This is a genomic window from Actinoplanes sp. NPDC049599 (genome assembly GCF_044465625.1).
In the GTDB taxonomy this organism is placed as follows: Bacteria; Actinomycetota; Actinomycetes; order Mycobacteriales; family Micromonosporaceae; genus Actinoplanes.
In genome coordinates, this window is sequence record NZ_JBITLX010000002.1 from 125,046 (window position 1) to 142,235 (window position 17,190).

Sequence of the window (17,190 nt, forward strand, 5' to 3'; positions counted from 1 at the left end):
CACTCAGGCCGAGAACGCGGAGCCGATCGCCTTGTCCAGCCCGGGGGTGGCCAGGCAGTGCACGAGGCGGCTGCCGGGCATCTCGATGGGCCACGCCTCGAGGTCCCAGCCCTTGGTGCCACCCGGTTCCCGGGTCCGGGCCGTCAGCAGCGCCTGGGAACAGGCCGCGGCGATGTCCTTCCGCTGCAGCAGCGCGTCCTCGCCGCTGCCGCGGACGTCGGGCGGCAGCACGGTCGCCGCGAAGGTCTCCCAGGTGTGCGTCTGCGCGCAGTCCAGGTCGCGCGGGGGTGGCGTGGCCCGGCCGCTGGTCGCGTTCAGTCCGCCCCAGCAGAGTGGTTCGACCGGGCAGAGCATCGCGTCACAGGCGACAAAACCGGCCGGGACAGCGGCCGCCGCGGCGGAGTTCGTGGGGTCCGCGCCGCCCGCCGGGCCGCCCCCGCCACCACTCGGGCCGAGAGCGCGCCAGGTCATCGCGCCGCCTGTCACGACGACCACCAGGGCCGCGGCGACAAGCGCCCATCGGCGCCGGGCCGACCGTGGCGCGGCCGGCTTCGGTACGGGCCGCAGTACGGTCGACGGTTCGGGCGCCGACCGTGGCCCCACCGAGGGTTCGGCCACCGCCCGGCCGGTGCCGGATGCGGCGCCGGCGGCGTGTGCCATCGGCCGGCCGGCACCGGATGCGGCACGGGCGGCGTGCGCCATCGCCGCCGCCGAGGGCCAGCGATCGGCCGGGTCGGTGGCGAGCGCCCGTTCCACCACGGCCAGCACCGGCCCGGGGATGTCCCCGCCGAGCGCGGCCGGGGCGGCCTGCACCCGTTGCAGGGCAACCGCGTACGGGTTGTCGCCCTCGAACGGCCGCCGCCCGGCGAGGCACTCGTAGGCGGCCAGCCCGAGCGAGTACACGTCGCTGAGCCCGGTCGCGGGCCGGCCGAGCACCTGTTCCGGTGACAGGTACGTGGGCGTGCCCAGGATCGCCCCGGACGCGGTCAGCTGGGTGCCGTCCTCGGTCCGCGAGATGCCGAAGTCGGTGACCAGCAGCGAGCCGTCGCGGCGGACCAGCAGGTTGGCCGGCTTGATGTCGCGGTGCACGATGCCCCGCTCGTGGACCGCCTGCAGCCCGTCCGCGGCCTGCGCGACCAGCCGCATCGTCGTCGCCGGGTCGAGCCGGCCGTGCCGGGCCAGCAGCTGCGACAGCGACTCGCCGTCGACGAACTCCATCACCAGGAAGGTGATCCCGGCGCTCCGGCCGTAGTCGTGGATCGAGGCGACCGCGGGATGGTTGACGCTGGCCATCGAGGTGGCCTCGACGAGGAACCGCTTGGCGAAGTCCGGCTGGTCGGCCACCCCGGGCAGCATGGCCTTGACGGCGACGACCCGGCCGAGCACCTCGTCGACGGCCCGCCACACCTCACCCATGCCGCCGGCGCCGATCCGCGCGTCGAGCCGGTAGCGGTCACCGAGCCTGAGACCGGCCTGCAGCATCGCCCTCACCGTCCGTCCGTCGGCCGCACCCCGGGCGGCCACCCGCCGCGCATCCTGCCACGGCCGGACGGCCGCCCTCGCGGCGGCGGCCGTGCGGTCAGCCGGTGAAGCGGGTCGCGATCCAGTTCGCGACCGTTTCCACCGAGGCGACGACCGCGCCGTCGTGGTTCTCGCCCTCCAGCGTGACCAGGGTGACCGGCTGGTCGTACGCGTCGAGCTGCGGGAACAGCACGCCGGCGGTGATGTCGTACGGCACCGCCTCGTCGGCCGTGCCCTGCACCAGCAGGATCGGGGCGGTGGACGGCGCCTGGGCCGGGTTGGCGTAGTGGGCCAGCTGGTCCACGACCGAGGACGGCAGCGCGCCGTTGGTCAGCAGCTGCCGGGGTTGCAGCGACTGGTACTGCGCCAGGATCTCCAGCAGGCAGCCGGACTGGAGCACCGGCACCCGCTGCTGGGCCTGGGTGGCCAGCACCGTCATCGGGTCGAACGAGGGTTGCACCGCGGCGAGGCCGTACAGGGCCATCACCAGGTAGCCCTGGCCCGGCGTGCCCGGGATGAGCGGGGCCAGCAGGTCCACATTCGACGCCGGGGCGATGGCCGCCACGCCGCGCAGGGTCAGCGGGCCGTCGTAGAACGGTGCCAGCTCGCCGGCGAACAGGGCCGCCTGACCGCCCTGGGAGTGGCCGTCCAGCACGTACTGGTTGCTCAGGCTGCTGTCCAGCTGACGGGCCGCCTTGACGCTGTCGATCATCGCCCGGGCCTCGCTGCCGCCGACCAGGTACGGGTGCGCCTCCGGCGTGCCCAGGCCCTGGTAGTCCGGTGCCGTCACGGTCCAGCCGCGGCTGAGCAGCTCGCCGATGGCGGCCTCGGCCTCGGGCCAGAAGACGCCCAGGTTGTTCGAGGGCGCGCACTGGTCGGCCAGGCCGGTGGTGCCGTGGCCCCACACCACCGTCCGGCTGATCTTGTTGGTCTTCGGCGTGAGCACCAGCCCGGTGACGGTGATGGCGCCTCCGGTGACGTTGGTGCTGGTGTACGAGATGCGTTTGGCGTCGGCCAGCACCGCGAGGGAGCCCGGCACCGTGGCCGTCCCCTGGGTCAGCACCGTGCCCGGCGGGTCGGCGGCGTGGGCCGGTGCGGCGCCGATCAGGCCGCCGCAGACGATGGTGAGGACGGAGCCGACAACGGCCGCTCTTCTCGCCTGGTGCCGTAGTACTGCGCTCATGCGTTCCACCCCTTCTCGGGTGCGCTCAACGCGAGGAAAAGTCGCGTAGTTGATCTCCCTGACCCGTCCCATGCAAGCCCGGTGACCAGGTCGATCTCGCACACCCCGTGCGACTCCACCCAGGACGGCACCTTCGGTTCGGCGGCCCCGGCCCGATCGACCGGAGGGCGTGGCCGTGCGACGGTGGAGACCGGACGATCGAGGTGGGGTGACGGATGACGGCCATCGTGGGCCTGGCCCGGTCGGGCGCGGACTCCGCCGGCACCGGGATGGGACCGCGCCCGCCGGGTGCGGACCGCCCTGGCCGCGGCCGAACGGTTCAGCACCGGTGTCCGGGGCCCGTTCGTGTGCCTGAAGGGATGACTCCCGATCAGGTGGCCGCCGCCCGGGTGACGGCGGCGCGGCAGGCGGGCGTACCGGTGAAGTGGATGGCCCGGATGCCGAGGGCCGACGCCGCCTCGACGTTCACCGGGCGGTCGTCGATGAAGACGACGTCGCCGGGGTCGGCGGCGAGCGCGGCCAGCGCGGCCGCGTAGCAGCGGGGGTCCGGTTTGGTCAGTGCCAGGTCGGCGCTGAACAGCCGCCGCCGGAAGGGTTTCAGCTCGGTGCGCCGGTCGATCTCGCGGGCCAGCTCGTACGGGGCGTTGGAGAGCAACGACATTGCGGCGCCGGCCGCCCGCAGTTCGTCGAGCAGGCGCAGGGTGTCCGGGTTCAGGTGCAGCCAGCTCGCCACGTCCAGTTCGACCAGCCGGCCCAGCAGGCTCGCGCCCGGCGCCGCGCGCAGGATGCCGCCCCAGTAGGCCAGGGCCGTGCCGCCGGCGTCGTAGCCGGGGCGCAGCGCCCAGTAGCGACGGCTGAACTCGGCCACGGGCAGCTCGGCGAGCGCCGCCAGGGCCGCCACCTCGGCGGCGGGCTGGGCCGTGCTGATGACCTCGCCGAAGTCGAAGAGCAGGTGGGTGGTCACCGCCTGACCAACGACCGGCGGCCGGATTCCGGTACGGGTGGTCAGCCCAGCTTCTTGAAGAAGAAGCTGCAGTCCTTGAGCTCGCCGGACGGGCCCGCCGCGTAGTCGGGCACGATGCCGTAGCGCTGCCAGCCCGCGGTCTCGTACAGCCGTTCCGCGGCGCTGGCCGTCTCGGTGTCGAGCAGCAGCAGGGTGATTCCCGAGGCCGCGGCGGCCGCCTCGGCCGCGGCCAGCAACCGGCGGCCGACGCCCCGGCCCCGGGCGTCCCGGCGCACCGCCAGCTTGACCACCTCGGCGCGGTGCCGGGCGTTCGGCTTCTCCGCGTACGCCAGGCTGACCGTGCCCGTGACGCCCGCCGGGCCGGTCGCGATCCACACCGCCAGGCTGCCGTCCGCGACCGCCGCGGCCCGGGCCCGCCACCAGGCCGTGGCCGCCGCCTCGTCGAAGCCCGCCAGGAAGCCGACGGACGCGCCGCCGGCCACCGCGTCGACGAGCAGGCCGGCCAGCGCCGGCAGGTGCGCCGCGAAGTCTTCGGGTCCGAGCCGGGTGACAGTCACGGCAGCACCACGAACACCGCGTAGCGGACCGGGTCCGGGCCGGGGTTGACGAACCGGGTCGAGCCCCAGAGCCGGAACCGCAGGCAGTCGCCCGCTTCCAGCCGGTGCGGGGTGCGGTCGTCGGTCAGCTCCAGCCGGCCGGACAGCACCCACACGTGCTGCTCCAGGCCGGCGACCGGGGGCGCGTCGTAGCCGATGTCCGCGCCCGGCTCGAGCACGCCCTCGATCACCTCGCCGCGCAGGCCGGCGTGCGGCGGGGAGACGCTGCGCCGGGTGAAGCCGTTCGCCGGGTCGCGCCAGAGCGCCTGGTCGGCGCCGCGGACCACGGCCGGCGGCTCGGCCTCGACCTCGGCGAGCAGCCGGGACATGGTCCAGCCGTACGCGGTGCAGAGCTTGCCGAGCAGCGCGGCCGTCGGGCTGATCTCGGCGCGCTCCAGGCGGGAGAGCGTGGAACGGCTCACGCCGGTGTGCCCGGCCAGGTCGTCCAGGGACCAGCCCCGGGCGACCCGCAGCTCGGCGACGCGGGCCGCCAGCCGGGCATCCAGGGTGTCTCTCATATCCGGGATTCTATCCCAGATATGATCAGCCTTCGCGCTCGGCCTCAAGCGACTTGCGGCTGGCGGCGTCGTTGGCCCGGCCGATCGCCTCGACCAGCTCGGCCTTGGTCATCCGGGATCGGCCGCGCACGTCGAGTCGCTTGGCCACCTCCAGCAGGTGCTGCTTGCCGGCGTTGGCGTCCACGCCGCCGGCGGTCGGCCGGTCGGTGCCGGCGCCGCCCTCGGCCTGGGCGTCGCTGGGACCGCGCTGCTCCTTGGGCTCCCAGTGGTCGCCGACCTTCTCGAACGAGTGCTTCAGCGACGCCAGGGCGGTGCGGTGCGCGCGCTCGCCGTCGCCGTACTGCTCGACGGCGCTGTCCAGGGTCTCGGCGTAGGTGTCCTGGGCCTTGCGCGGCGACCGCTTGATCGTGCTCGGCAGGTTCTCGCGTGCGGGCATACCGCCGGGATTCCCCCGCTCCGCCACGCGAAACCACTCCACCCCGGAGCGGAGGTCCCGTCCGGGTCCGGGCCCGCGTTCTGCAGCACGATGCGGTCGAAGCCGGGCCACCCCCGGTGCGGAGGCGGCCCGGCGTCGGGTCGTACGGGTCAGGAGCGGGCGTCGCTGACCGCCTGCTTGCTCTGGTCCTTGGCGTCCTGCGCCGAGGACTGCGCCTGCTGCCTGGTGGTCTGCGCGGCGTCGGCGGCGGTCTCCTTGACCTGGCCGACCGCCTGCTGCACCGAGCCGGAGACGTCGTCCTTCATCTCGGCCGCGAGGTCCTTGACCTTGTCGGTCAGGTCGCCGCTGTGCTCCTTGAGCTGCTGGCCGGCCCGCTTCTCCGCGTCGGTGACGGGGATCAGCGTGGCGGCGAGCATGCCGACGCCGAAGGCGATGATGCCCGCGGCGAGCGGGTTGCCCTGTGCCTGGCGGGCGACCGCCTGCGGGGCGCTCCGCACCGCGTCGGCGGCGTCGTGGGCCTTCTCGCCGGCCTTGTCGGACAGCTGCGCCGCCTTGTCCTGCACGGTGCCGGCGGCCGAGGAGGCCTTGTCCTGCACGGTCCCGGCGGCGTTGCCCGCCGAGTGCCTCGCGTGCTCCGAGCTACCCATGACCTTCTCCTTCACGGCTGTCCAGCGACGCTGGGCCACCTTGGTCGGGCTGGTCTTCTCCGCCAGCAGATCCACGTGGCGGGTCATGGAGGCGCGGGTGGCCTCGATGTCCTGCCTCAACCGGTCGGGTTCTTCAGCCATTGCGCGTCCTCCTTGAGGGTGTCGACGGTGCGCCGCGGGGTCGGGTCCACGGTCTTGAGCTTCTTGCGGCCGGAGGCGTAGAGCACGCCGCCGACGACGGCCCAGAGGACCGCCACGATGAGCGCGGCCCAGCCCGGGTCCATGACGTTGCTGAGCGCCGCCACCAGGGCGAACGTGAGCAGCACGACGACCAGGTAGCCGGCGAGGCCGGCGCCGCTGAGCATCCCGGCGGCCTTGCCCGCCTTGGCCGCCTCCTGCTTCAGCTCCACCTTGGCGAGCTCCACCTCCTGGCGGAACAGCGTCGACAGGTCGTTGCTGATGTTGCCGATCAGTTCACCGACCGAGGTCTCGCTGACCTCGTCGGCATGCTCACGCGAGCGGTCCGTGGAGTAGGGCGCGGTCATCGCGTGCCACCCGGATAGTCGCGCGCAGTCTCGGCGACGTACTCCTCCTCGACCACGACCGGCGTGCCGGTGCCTGTCGAGGCGTACTCCGTGGTCGCGGCCGGATAGCCGGCGGTGGCCGCCGGGTCCACGTAGCCGGTCGTGCCGGCGGCGTAACCGGTCGAGCCGGTGTCGTAGCCGGTGGGGTAGCCGGTCGTACCGGTGTCGTAGGTGGCCGGGCTGGACACGAAGCTGTCACTGACCGGCTTGTCCGAAATGTCCGGGTCGTCGGCCTTGGCCACGCCCTTGCCGAGCCGGGCCACCACGAAGCCGGCGGCCAGCGCGGTCGCCAGGAACGCGCCGGGACGACGCCGGGCGAAGTCCTCGACCTCGCGCAGCACGCCCTCGGGACCCTTGGTCTCCAGGTAGCCGGCGAGCTGCCGGCCGCTGTCCGCGACCCGGGACACGATCTGGGTGGCGGGCGACTCCGACCGGTCGCCGCGCATCTCGTCGAGGTGGTCCGCCATGTCGCGGATGCTGCCGACGAGCTTGTCGTTCTGCGTCCGGGCCTGCGCGGAGACCTTGCCGCGCACCTCGGAAGCCACGTTGCGGACCTGGGTCTTCGCCTCGGAACCGACCCGGAGAGCCTGCTCCTTGGCGGTGTCCTTGACCTCACCGGCGGCCTGGCCGGCGGCCTGGGCGCTCTGACCCGCGGCCTGCTTCACCGCCGGCTGGTCGCCGGTCGCCGCGCCCTGCTCGGGGTACGTCGTCTCGGGGTAGGTGGTGGCGGGGTAGGTCGTGGTGTCCGGCGCGCGGGCGCCCGCAAACGGGTCACTCATTGCTGCCTCCATCAAGGTGTTCGTCCGTTGTCTGGCTACGGTCAGCTGAATACCCGCCGCCCGCCGCCGAACACATAATTGCCCTCAGACAATCAACAAGATTAATCAGGAATAGATCCGTTTTTCCCGGGTACTCTCCCGGCCCGCCCTTCTCCTACAGCGCCCATCGGTTTACCATGCTGACGACGATCGAGACCGGTGAGTACGCGGAGGAGCACCACGATGGACGACATGCTGGACGAGGCCACCTACGACAGGCACCGGCTGGGCCGGTGGCTGGCCGGCGGCGCCACCGGCTTCTCCCGCCGGGACCTGCTCAAACTGACCGCCGCGGCGGGCGCGGGGCTCGCCGGGGCGGCGGTGGCGGTGCCCGGGGCCGCCACCGCCGCGGCCGGCCCGATCGTCAAGCCGCTGCCGCCGGAGCTGTTCACCGTGCTCGGCACCAACGCCGAGATGCGCTGGTCCGCGCTGGCCGGCCAGGGCTATCTGGTGCCGGTCGACCGCTTCTTCGTCCGCAACCACACCAGCACGCCGATCATCGACGCGACCGCCTGGTCATTGCACATCTCCGGCGCCGGACTGCGGCACGGCCCCGTTTCTCTGAGCTATCGGGAATTGCGCCGGCTGCCGAGTGAGACAATTACTTCCACAGTGGAATGCGCGGGCAACGGCCGCAGCTGGTTCACCACCCAGCAGGGCCAGGCGGTGTCCGGCACGGCGTGGCAGCTCGGCGGGATCGGCGTCGCCCGGTGGCGCGGCGTCCGGCTGTCGACGGTGCTGCGCCGGGCCGGGCTGGGCCGCAACGCCGTGGACGTGCTCCCGATCGGGCTGGACCCGAACTACGTGACCGGCGGGGTGGACCTGGGCCCGGTCCGGCGGCCGCTGCCGGTGCGCAAGGCGCTGCACGACGTGCTGCTCGCGTACGAGATGAACGGCGAACCGCTGCCCGCCGACCACGGCCACCCGGTGCGGCTGGTGGTGCCCGGCTGGATCGGCATCGCCTCGATCAAGTGGCTGGGCCGCATCGAGGTCACCGACCAGCCCGTGTTCACCCCGTGGAACACCCAGTTCTACCGGCTGTTCGGCCCGGGCCACCCGGCCGAGGGCGAACCCTTCGACCGTCAGGTGGTCAAGAGCGCGTTCGAACTGGACCCGGGCGCGCAGGTCCCCGCGGGCGCGACGCTGCGGCTGCGCGGCCGTTCCTGGTCGGCGAGCGGCCCGATCCGGCACGTCGACGTGAGCACGGACGGCGGGCAGGCCTGGCGGCGCGCCCGGCGGGTCGGCGGCAGCGAGGGCGCGGCGTGGCAGCGCTGGGAGATCGACTGGCGGCCGGCGGCGGGACAGCACGAGCTGCTGGCCCGGGCGACCGACGTGCGCGGGAACACCCAGCCGGACGTGGCGGAGTACAACAAGCTCGGTTACCTGTTCGACGCCGTGGTCCGGCACCCGGTGGTCGCGGTCTGACGGCCGGGTGCCGGCAGGTCCGGGGCGGCCACCCCCGCGCGCCGGCATCCGCAGCGCGTCGGCGGCGGTGCCGGCCGGGGCGGGTTCCTCAGCCGTGCCAGGTGCGCCACAGCGCCGCGTACGTCCCGTCCGCCGCCACCAGCTCGTCGTGCGTGCCCAGCTCCACCAGCCGGCCGCCGTCCATCACCGCCACCCGGTCCGCGTCGTGTGCCGTCTGCAGCCGGTGCGCGATCGCGATCACCGTACGGTCGTGCAGCACCGCCGCCAGCGACCGCTCGGCGTCCCGGGCGGTCGTCGGGTCCAGCAGCGCCGTCGCCTCGTCGAGCACCACCGTGTGCGGGTCGGCCAGCACCACCCGGGCCAGCGCCAGCTGCTGGGCCTGCGCCCCGTCCAGCACGAAGCCGTCCCCGCCCAGCCGGGTGTCCAGCCCGTCCGGCAGCTCGCGGGCCCAGTCCGCGCCGACGATGGCCAGCGCCGAGCGCAGGTCGTCGTCGGTGGCGTCCGGCGCGGCCAGGGTGAGGTTGGCCCGGACCGCGTCACGGAACACGTGGTGTTCCTGGGTGACCAGCACGACCTGGCGGCGCAGCAGGCTCGGCGGCAGGTCGGCGATCGGCACCCCGCCCACGGTCAGCGTGCCCGACCGGGGCCGGTCGACCCCGGCCAGCAGCCGGCCGAGCGTGGACTTGCCGGCGCCGGACGGGCCGACCAGGGCCAGCCGCTCCCCCGGGCGCACGGTCAGGTCGACGCCGCGCAGCACGTCGCGGCCGCCGTCGTAGGCGTACCGGACGCCGCGGGCCTCGATCCGGTCACCGGCCGGGGCGCGCCGCTCGCTCACCGCGGCCCGTGGGATCACCGCGAGACCCTCGACCCGGGCGAACGAGGCGCCGCTGCTCTGCAACTGCTCCAGCCAGATCAGGATCGCGTCCAGCGGCACGGCGAGCTGGCGCAGGTACAGCGCGGACGCCGCGACCGCGCCGAGCGACAGCAGCCCGTCGACGTAGAGCGCGCCGCCGACCAGCAGCACCGCGACCACCGGCACCACGTAGGAGACGTCGACCGCGGGGAACAGCACGCTGCGCAGGAACAGCGTGCGCAACCGGGTCCGCCGGGCCCGGGCGATCGCCGCGTCGCCCACCGCGCGGCGCCGTTGCTGCAGGCCCAGGGCCTCGACGGTGCGGGTGCCGGCGATCGTCGAGGCCAGCTCGTCGGCCAGCGCCGAGCCGGCCGCCCCCTCGTCCAGGTACGCCGTCCGGGCCCGGCGCAGGTACCAGCGGGTCGCGAGCGGGATCGCCGAGAGCCCGGCCAGCGCCACCGCGCCCAGCAGCGGGTCGAGCAGGAAGACGGCGACCAGCACGAACAGCGCCTGCACCGCGGCGATGAGCACCTCGGGCACCGCGTCGCGCAGGGTGACCGCGACCGTGCTGACATCCCCGGTCCCCCGCGCCGCCAGGTCGCCGGTCGGCACCCGTTCGACCACGGAGGCGGGCAGCGCCAGCGCGCGGTCGACGAATCGCTCGCGGACCCGGGCGGCGGTGCGCTCGCCGTACCGGTAGCCGACCGCCAGGGCCGAGCGGGCCAGCAGCGTCTGCGCCACCGTGCACAGCAGGATCGCGAAGGCCAGCTGGTCGACCGCCCGGACCGCGGCGTGCCCGGCCACCACGGTGTCGACGATCCGGCCCAGCAGCCACGGCCCGGCCAGCCCGGCGACCGCGGCGAGCGCGTTGAGCAGCACCATCAGCGCGACCGCCCGCCGGTCGTCGCGGATCAGCCCGGCCGCGGCGCGGCGCACGTGGGCGCTCCCGGCGACCGGCAGGGCGGTCACCGCACTGCCTCCGCGGTGGCGGCCTCCCCCGCCGCCCGGGTGACCAGCGCGCGGTAGCCGGGCTCGGTGTCGAGCAGGGCGCGGTGCGTGCCGGTGGCGGCCAGGCAGCCGTCGACCAGGTAGTGCACGATGTCGGCGCGGTCCAGCAGCGCCGGCGAGGTCGTCGCGACCAGGGTGGTCCGGCCGGCCCGGGCCAGCGGCAGGCGCCGCGCGATGGCCGCCTCGGTGTGGGCGTCCACGGCCGAGGTCGGGTCGACCGCCAGCAGGATCTCCGGGTCGGCGTAGAGCGCGCGGGCCAGCCGGATGCGCTGGCGCTGGCCGCCGGAGAGGTTGCGGCCCTGGGTCTCGACGACCGAGGCCGTGCCGTCGCTCAGGCCGTCCACGATGTCGCCCGCGACCGCCGCGGTCAGCGCCCGGGTCACCGCCGGGCCGTCGACCGGCAACCGGCCGGCGACGACCTCGCCGAGGGTGCCGGTGAACAGGTACGCCTCGTTGTCCGCGACCATGATCCGGTCCCGGACCGCCAGCGCCTCCAGCCGCAGCCCGCCCCAGGTCGCGCCGGTCGGGCCGTACCGGCCGAGCCGGTCCACCACCGCGGCGGAGTCGGCGGGCCGCGCGCTGGCCAGCACGGTCAGCCGGCCGGGGACCACGACCACGCCGGACTCGGGATCACGCAGCACCGCCGGGCCGTCGGGGCCCGTCCCGCGCGGCAGCGGGTCCACCGGCAGGCGCAGGAACGCCACGACCCGGCCGCCGGCGACCAGCGCGCGACTGACGTCGAAGCCGCCCTCGATGAAGAACGCGACCGGCACGACCAGCACCGCCGCGTACCCCCAGACGGCGACCAGCTCGCCGACCGTGATCTGGCCCGCGGCCGCCATCCGCGCGGCCAGCCAGATGACCACGGCCAGGAACAGCGCGGGCAGGCCGACGCCGAGCGCCTGGATCCAGCTGGTCACCGCGCCGACCCGGTAGCCCTCCTCGGCGACCCGCTGCGAGTCGCGCCGGTACCGCCGGGCGTAGGCCTCCTTGCCGCCGAGGCCGTTGAGGATCCGCAGGCCGGACATGATGTCGACGAGCCGGTCGGCGAGCGCGCCCTGGTGGTCGCGATAGCGGGCGCCGGCCCGCTGCAGCCGGCCGAGCATCGGCCCGACCACGATGGCGAGCACCGGCACGCCGGCCAGCACCACGACCGCCAGCAGCGGGGAGATCTCCAGCAGCAGCGCGGCCACGACCACATAGGCCACCACGGCGCCGAACCCCGGGCCGGTCACGGTGAGGGCCTGGGCCAGCACCCAGACGTCGGCGATGCCGATGGTGACGATCTCGCCGGCGCCGATCCGCCGCGGCAGGGCGGCGCCGAGCCGGGTCGCGTGCGCGATGACCGCGCGCACGGTGCGGAAACCGCCGTCCAGCCGGATCTTCGTCATGGTCCGGTGCCGCAGGATGGCCAGCACCGCGTTGACCGCGCCGACCACGAACAGCGCGGCCACCCAGCCGGCCAGCGCGGGCATATCGCGCCGCTGCAGGCCGCGGTCGATGGCCTGGGAGAGCAGGTACGGCGGCAGCGTCAGCCCCACCATCCACAGCGAGCCGAGCAGCGCCCCGGCGGTGATCCGCAGCTTCTGCCGCCGTACCAGCCACCACAGGTACGGCAGCGGACCACGCACGTCGGCAACCGCGTGTCCTGCTTCCGTCACGCCTTGCACCTTAGAGCAGCAGCGATCATCGGCGGGAGCCCGAATCGAGGACATCCTCGACGCCGGGTTAGTCTCCGGTCGTGACCGCCTACACACCCCCGCTGATCAGCGCCGACCGTGTCATCGGGGGGCGCCCGCACGACTTCTCGCGCCGGGTGGCGGTGATGGCGATCGTCAACCGCACGCCGGACTCCTTCCACGACCGCGGCCGCACCTTCGCGCTGGCGAAGGCGACCGAGGCGGTCCGGGCGGCGGCGGAGGCGGGGGCGGACTGGATCGACATCGGCGGGGTGCCGTTCGCGCCCGGGCCGGAGGTCACCGTCGCCGAGGAGCTGGGCCGGGTGCTGCCGGTGGTCGAGGCGGCGCGCGGGCTGGCCGTGGTCTCGGTGGACACCTACCGGCCGGAGGTGGCCCGGGAGGTCATCGCGGCGGGCGCCGGCGTCATCAACGACACCTCGGGCCTGCGCGACCCGGCTGTCGCGGACGCGGTGGCGGGCACGGACGCCGCCCTGGTGATCACGCACAGCCTGGCCGCGCCCCGCACCCTGCACCCGAGCCCGCAGTACGCCGACGTGGTCGCGGAGGTGACCGCGTTCCTGCGCGCCCGGGTCGAGCTGGCACTGTCCCGCGGGGTCCGGCCGGACCAGATCATCGTCGACCCGGGCCACGACCTGAACAAGAACACCCACCACTCGCTGGAGCTGACCCGGCGGCTGCGCGAGATCACCGCGCTCGGCTACCCGACGCTGGCGGCCCTGAGCAACAAGGACTTCATCGGCGAGACGCTGGACCGCCCGCAACAGGAACGCCTGGTCGGCACGGTCGCGGCGGTGGTCTTCTGCGTGACCCAGGGCGCCCGGATCGTCCGGGTGCACGACGTGCGCGCGGCGGTGGACGCGGTCCGGATGACCGAGGCGATGCTGGGGTTGCGCGCGCCCGCCTACACCCGGCACAACATCTAGCTCCGACGCACCGGCGGCCGTCTGCGACCATCTGTCCGGCTCACTGCCACCTGGGGAGGTCGCGTGTCGCACGACGGAAGCCGCCCGTCCGGTCCGGAGTTCCGGTCCACCCTGGCCGGCACGCTGGTGGCGCTCGGCGCGCTGCTGCTGCTGATCGGCTGGTTCCGCCACGAGACCGCGGGGCACAGCGGCTTGTCCCCGGTGGCCGGCCGGTGGCTGGGCGGGCTCGTGCTGCTGCTCTGTGCCGTGGTCGCGGGGGCCCGGCACCGTGCGGCGCCCGGATCGGTGACGCGCCGCTGGGTGGTCACCGGGCTCGCCCTGGTGGCGGCGGTGGCGGCCACCGCGTTCCACGCCGTGGACGTGCTGCGCCGCTACGGCGACGGCTATCCGGGCCTGGTGGCCCCGCTCGGGGTGATCGGCGGAGCCGCGGTCACCGCCGGCCTGCTGCTCGGCGTCACCCGGCCGGCCGAGGGCCGCTGGCGCCGCTGGAACCTGCGCCGGCTCACCGCGGTCGCGGGCGGGTCGGCGCTGCTCGCGGCCGGCTGCGTGGCGGTGACGCTCACCTCGGACGGCTGGGCGGTCAGGTCGGCAACCGCGGATGCGGTCGAGGTGCTGCCCGTGCCCGGCGCGGTCACCCGGGTCGGCTGGACCACCCCGATGCCCGGACCGGTCCGCGAGGTCCGCCGGGCCGGCGCGGGCGCGGTCGTGCTGCTCGAGGACGGCGTGCTCGGCGTGGACGGGCGCAGCGGCGCGGTCCGCTGGTCCTACCGGCGGCTGGGCGCGGAGGCGGCCTGGATGGTGGCCGCCCCCGGCGGCGGGACCGTGGTGCTGGGCATGCGGCCGCCCAAGGGCAGCAACGGCGGCCGGACGATGCTCATCCTGGACGCGATGACCGGCGCCGTCCGGTTCTCCGGCGGCTACCCGGCCGGGCTCGCCAACCCCAGCCAGCGCGGGATCACCGACGACGTGCTGGTCGGCCGGGCGCTATGGGACAGCAACGGCGACTATCCCGCGATCTCGCTGCGGGACGGCCGTACGGCCTGGACCTGGCACCGGCCGGAGGGCTGCCGCGCCGACAGTCTCAACGACGTCGGCGCGCTGCCGCACCGGGTCGTCATCGCGGTGACGTGCGGCGCCCAGGCCCGGTTCGTCGTGCTCGACAGCGCCACCGGCCGCCAGGTCGGCGAGCACGTCGTCGCGATCACCACGAAGCGGAACCTGCCGGCGCAGGTGATCACCGCCCCGGATCAGCCCCTGGCGCTGCTGCACGCGACCTACGCGGTACGGCCGGACCAGGTCTATCAGCTGCTCGACGTCGACGGCGACCGGATCCTGCCGATGCCGTTCCGGCTGGAGCGGCTCATCGGGTACGGCCTGGCGACCGGCGGCACCACCACCAGGCCACCCGCGCTGCGCGATGCCCGGACCGGCGAGGTGCGCTACCCGGAGACGATCGGCAGTTGTGCGTTCTCCGGCCTGTTGCTGGCGGACATGGTGCTGTGCCTGCGGCGGGACGACGGCTGGATCCTGACGCTGTTCGACACCGGCCGGGCCACCCTGCGGCTCACCTCGCTGGCCACCGCGCAGACCGCCGAGCTGCCGGTGGAGCTCGGGCCGCGCGACGACCACAGCGCCGATCACCCGCTGGAGCTGGTCGCCGGGAACGGCGCGGTGATCGTCTACTCCGGCATCGCCGGGCGGGACGGCGGCGGCAACGTCCTGGTCGGACTGAGGTAGCCGGTCCTCAGCGCCCGCCGGGGAACGACTTCTTCATGTCCATCCCGCCCAGCAGCTCGTCCATCCACGGCTCGCGCGGCACCGCGTCCGGGCCGACGATCTGCATCGCGCCCAGCACGGTGAGCAGCATGCCGTGCGCCATGAAGTCGCGGGCCTCCTCCTCGTCGGCGCCGGTCAGCTCCCGGACCGAGCGATAGACCCGGCCGAAGCACTCGCGCACGGTCGGCCCGATGGCCGGGTCGGCGCCGGCCGCGAAGCCGTGCAACAGCATGGTGATCACTTCCCGCTCGGCCAGCAGCTCGTCGTACGCCGCGCCGAGGCTCTCCAGCTCGGCGCTCTCCGCGGCGGCCGCCCGGAAGCGCTGCTCGATGCGGTCGGTGGCGTGCGTGGCGGCGGCCAGGAACAACGCCTGCTTGGAGCCGAACAGCCGGATCACGTACGGCTGCGAGACGCCGGCCAGCCGGGCCACCTGATCGGTGGTGGTGCCGGCGTAGCCGCCCTGGGCGAAAGCGGTCACCGCGGCGGCGATCAGCTGGTCGTGGCGTTCGCCGGCGGTGAGGCGGGTCCTGGTCACTGCGGGCTCCTCCGGTTCGGGCGTTGACAGGTTATCAGTTGATAACTACGGTGGGCGGCAGGCTAGTTATCAGTGAATAACAACTAGGAGCTCCGGATGTCCACCCTCGCACCCGGCCGGCCCGTTCCGGCGGCGGCGCAGCAGCGGTCCCGCCCCCTCGCCGCGGTGCTGGCCGCCGTCGGCATCCCGATTTTCATGGTCACGCTGGACAACCTCGTGGTGACCACGGCGCTGCCGGTGATCCGCACCGAGCTCGGCGCCTCGGTCACCGACCTGCAATGGTTCGTCAACGCGTACACGTTGCCCTTCGCCGCCTTCCTGCTCACCGCCGCCGCGCTCGGCGACCGGCTGGGCCGGCGCCGGATGTTCGTGGCCGGCATCGCGCTCTTCACGCTCGCGTCGGCCGCCGCCGCGCTGAGCACCGAGTCGTGGATGCTCACCGCCTCCCGCGCGGTCCAGGGCCTGGCCGGCGCGGCGGTCGCGCCGCTGTCGCTGACGTTGCTGGCCGAGGCCGTGCCCGACCGGATGCGCAACGCGGCGGTCGGGATCTGGGGCGGGATCAGCGGCCTCGGGGTCGCGGTCGGCCCGGTGGTCGGCGGCGCCGTCGCCGAGGGACTCGACTGGTCCTGGATCTTCTGGCTGAACGTCCCGGTCGGCGTGCTGGCCGTGGTGCTGGCCCGCACCGTGCTGCGCGAGTCGCGCGGCGGCGCCGTCCGGCTCGACCCGCTCGGCCTGCTGCTGTCCGCCGCCGGCATGCTGCTGCTGGTCTGGGGTGTGGTGGACGGCCCGGACCACGGCTGGTCGTCGGCCCGGGTGGTGTCCATGCTGCTGGCCGGGGCCGCGCTGCTCATCGCGTTCGTCGCCTGGCAGCGCCGCAACCGCACGCCGATGCTGCCGCTGTCGCTGTTCCGCTCGCGGGGCTTCAGCCTGGTCATCGTCGTCACCCTGACCTTCTCCGCGGGCACCTTCGGCGCGGTCTTCCTGCTGGCCCAGTTCTTCCAGGTGGTGCAGGGGCTGAACGCGCTGGAAGCGGGCATCCGGACGCTGCCGTGGACGATGGCGCCGATGGTCGTCGCGCCGCTGGCCGGCATCTTCGCCGACCGCCTCGGGGTGCGGAACCTGATCGTCGCCGGCCAGGCGCTGCTGGCCGCGGGCATCCTGTGGATCGCCCTGGCGATCACCACCGAGGTCGGCTACGGCGACCTGGCGATCGCGTTCGTGCTGGCCGGGGTCGGCATGGGCCTGACCTTCGCGCCGATCAGCACGATGGCCCTGTCGAGCGTCACCGCCCAGGAGCGCGGCGTCGCCTCGGGGGCCAACAACACCATCCGCGAGCTGGGGGTGGCGGTCGGCATCGCGGTGCTCGCCTCGATCTTCAGCTCGGCCGGCGACTACACCAGCCGGCAGTCCTTCGTCGACGGGCTGGTGCCCGCGGTGATCGTCGGGGCCGCCATCGTGGCGGCCGGCGGCATCGTCGCGCTCTGGCTGCCACGGCGGCCCGGCCCGCCCCGGGACTGACCGCAGCACCGCGCGCCGGGGTCCCCATCGGACCCCGGCGCCTTCTTGCATGGCCGCCGGCAGCGCCGCGGCCGTCCGGCGACATGGTCGGCAAGATCACCGTCGGCTGTCGGCCGGCTCGGGCCGGATGCTCAAGGACAGCTCGCCTGACCGTGACCCGACCGACCCACCGGTCGCCGGTCGCC

16 protein-coding genes are annotated in these 17,190 nt (G+C 74.5%); 4 read left to right on the forward strand and 12 right to left on the reverse strand.

Annotated elements, in window-relative coordinates:
* Positions 1-3: 3 nt before the first annotated feature.
* From ACIBQZ_RS03825 to ACIBQZ_RS03865, 9 genes are all read right to left on the reverse strand, one after another.
* Entirely contained in the window at positions 4-1,482 is a 1,479-nt protein-coding gene (locus ACIBQZ_RS03825) for a serine/threonine-protein kinase (RefSeq protein WP_396086916.1), read from the reverse strand.
* A gap of 97 nt (positions 1,483-1,579) precedes the next feature.
* Positions 1,580-2,704, reverse strand: a complete 1,125-nt coding sequence (locus tag ACIBQZ_RS03830; RefSeq protein WP_396086917.1) for an alpha/beta fold hydrolase — start codon at positions 2,702-2,704, stop codon at positions 1,580-1,582.
* Between the two features lie 370 nt (positions 2,705-3,074).
* Positions 3,075-3,668, reverse strand: coding sequence for an HAD-IA family hydrolase (locus tag ACIBQZ_RS03835; protein ID WP_396086918.1), 594 nt, complete (start codon positions 3,666-3,668; stop codon positions 3,075-3,077).
* A gap of 41 nt (positions 3,669-3,709) precedes the next feature.
* On the reverse strand, positions 3,710-4,225 hold the full coding sequence (locus tag ACIBQZ_RS03840; protein ID WP_396086919.1) for a GNAT family N-acetyltransferase: 516 nt from the start codon (positions 4,223-4,225) through the stop codon (positions 3,710-3,712).
* A complete protein-coding gene (locus ACIBQZ_RS03845) occupies positions 4,222-4,782 on the reverse strand; it encodes a helix-turn-helix domain-containing protein (protein WP_396086920.1) in 561 nt (186 codons plus the stop codon). Before ACIBQZ_RS03845 ends, ACIBQZ_RS03840 begins: the two co-directional genes overlap by 4 nt.
* 25 nt (positions 4,783-4,807) lie before the next feature.
* Positions 4,808-5,218, reverse strand: coding sequence for a ChaB family protein (locus tag ACIBQZ_RS03850; RefSeq protein ID WP_396086921.1), 411 nt, complete (start codon positions 5,216-5,218; stop codon positions 4,808-4,810).
* A gap of 149 nt (positions 5,219-5,367) precedes the next feature.
* Complete coding sequence (locus ACIBQZ_RS03855) at positions 5,368-6,006, reverse strand: DUF3618 domain-containing protein (protein ID WP_396086922.1); 639 nt, start codon at positions 6,004-6,006, stop codon at positions 5,368-5,370.
* Entirely contained in the window at positions 5,982-6,410 is a 429-nt protein-coding gene (locus ACIBQZ_RS03860; RefSeq protein WP_396086923.1) for a phage holin family protein, read from the reverse strand. The genes ACIBQZ_RS03855 and ACIBQZ_RS03860 overlap by 25 nt, the downstream gene beginning before the upstream one ends.
* Positions 6,407-7,228 carry a hypothetical protein gene (locus ACIBQZ_RS03865; RefSeq protein WP_396086924.1) on the reverse strand — a complete coding sequence of 274 codons (822 nt, stop codon included), beginning with the start codon at positions 7,226-7,228 and terminating at the stop codon, positions 6,407-6,409. Before ACIBQZ_RS03865 ends, ACIBQZ_RS03860 begins: the two co-directional genes overlap by 4 nt.
* A 222-nt stretch (positions 7,229-7,450) precedes the next feature.
* Between ACIBQZ_RS03865 and ACIBQZ_RS03870 the strand changes: the two genes are divergently transcribed.
* On the forward strand, positions 7,451-8,692 hold the full coding sequence (locus tag ACIBQZ_RS03870; RefSeq protein ID WP_396086925.1) for a sulfite oxidase: 1,242 nt from the start codon (positions 7,451-7,453) through the stop codon (positions 8,690-8,692).
* A gap of 88 nt (positions 8,693-8,780) precedes the next feature.
* On the opposite strand, the gene ACIBQZ_RS03875 is transcribed toward ACIBQZ_RS03870, so the two are convergent.
* Complete coding sequence (locus ACIBQZ_RS03875) at positions 8,781-10,514, reverse strand: ABC transporter ATP-binding protein (protein ID WP_396086926.1); 1,734 nt, start codon at positions 10,512-10,514, stop codon at positions 8,781-8,783.
* Positions 10,511-12,130: an ABC transporter transmembrane domain-containing protein gene (locus tag ACIBQZ_RS03880; RefSeq protein WP_396087355.1), complete on the reverse strand. Its 1,620-nt coding sequence runs from the start codon at positions 12,128-12,130 to the stop codon at positions 10,511-10,513. Before ACIBQZ_RS03880 ends, ACIBQZ_RS03875 begins: the two co-directional genes overlap by 4 nt.
* Before the next feature lie 164 nt (positions 12,131-12,294).
* Here ACIBQZ_RS03880 and folP point away from each other — a divergent pair, with 164 nt between their 5' ends.
* Positions 12,295-13,176, forward strand: a complete 882-nt coding sequence (gene folP / locus ACIBQZ_RS03885) for a dihydropteroate synthase (RefSeq protein WP_396086927.1) — start codon at positions 12,295-12,297, stop codon at positions 13,174-13,176.
* Between the two features lie 63 nt (positions 13,177-13,239).
* Entirely contained in the window at positions 13,240-14,913 is a 1,674-nt protein-coding gene (locus tag ACIBQZ_RS03890; RefSeq protein ID WP_396086928.1) for a hypothetical protein, read from the forward strand.
* A gap of 7 nt (positions 14,914-14,920) precedes the next feature.
* On the opposite strand, the gene ACIBQZ_RS03895 is transcribed toward ACIBQZ_RS03890, so the two are convergent.
* Positions 14,921-15,487: a TetR/AcrR family transcriptional regulator gene (locus tag ACIBQZ_RS03895; RefSeq protein WP_396086929.1), complete on the reverse strand. Its 567-nt coding sequence runs from the start codon at positions 15,485-15,487 to the stop codon at positions 14,921-14,923.
* Between the two features lie 96 nt (positions 15,488-15,583).
* Here ACIBQZ_RS03895 and ACIBQZ_RS03900 point away from each other — a divergent pair, with 96 nt between their 5' ends.
* The gene (locus ACIBQZ_RS03900; protein ID WP_396086930.1) at positions 15,584-17,005 is read left to right on the forward strand and encodes an MFS transporter; all 1,422 of its coding nucleotides are present in this window, start codon (positions 15,584-15,586) and stop codon (positions 17,003-17,005) included.
* The last annotated feature ends 185 nt before the right edge of the window (positions 17,006-17,190 follow it).

Excerpts from the sequence above, each read along its gene's own strand:
- ACIBQZ_RS03830 (WP_396086917.1), bottom strand. The coding sequence starts at position 2,704 with ATGAGCGCAGTACTACGGCACCAGGCGAGAAGAGCGGCCGTTGTCGGC.
- ACIBQZ_RS03850 (WP_396086921.1), bottom strand. The coding sequence starts at position 5,218 with ATGCCCGCACGCGAGAACCTGCCGAGCACGATCAAGCGGTCGCCGCGC.
- ACIBQZ_RS03870 (WP_396086925.1), top strand. The coding sequence starts at position 7,451 with ATGGACGACATGCTGGACGAGGCCACCTACGACAGGCACCGGCTGGGC.
- ACIBQZ_RS03860 (WP_396086923.1), bottom strand. The coding sequence starts at position 6,410 with ATGACCGCGCCCTACTCCACGGACCGCTCGCGTGAGCATGCCGACGAG.
- ACIBQZ_RS03855 (WP_396086922.1), bottom strand. The coding sequence starts at position 6,006 with ATGGCTGAAGAACCCGACCGGTTGAGGCAGGACATCGAGGCCACCCGC.
- ACIBQZ_RS03825 (WP_396086916.1), bottom strand. The coding sequence starts at position 1,482 with ATGCTGCAGGCCGGTCTCAGGCTCGGTGACCGCTACCGGCTCGACGCG.
- ACIBQZ_RS03845 (WP_396086920.1), bottom strand. The coding sequence starts at position 4,782 with ATGAGAGACACCCTGGATGCCCGGCTGGCGGCCCGCGTCGCCGAGCTG.
- ACIBQZ_RS03900 (WP_396086930.1), top strand. The coding sequence starts at position 15,584 with ATGTCCACCCTCGCACCCGGCCGGCCCGTTCCGGCGGCGGCGCAGCAG.
- ACIBQZ_RS03865 (WP_396086924.1), bottom strand. The coding sequence starts at position 7,228 with ATGAGTGACCCGTTTGCGGGCGCCCGCGCGCCGGACACCACGACCTAC.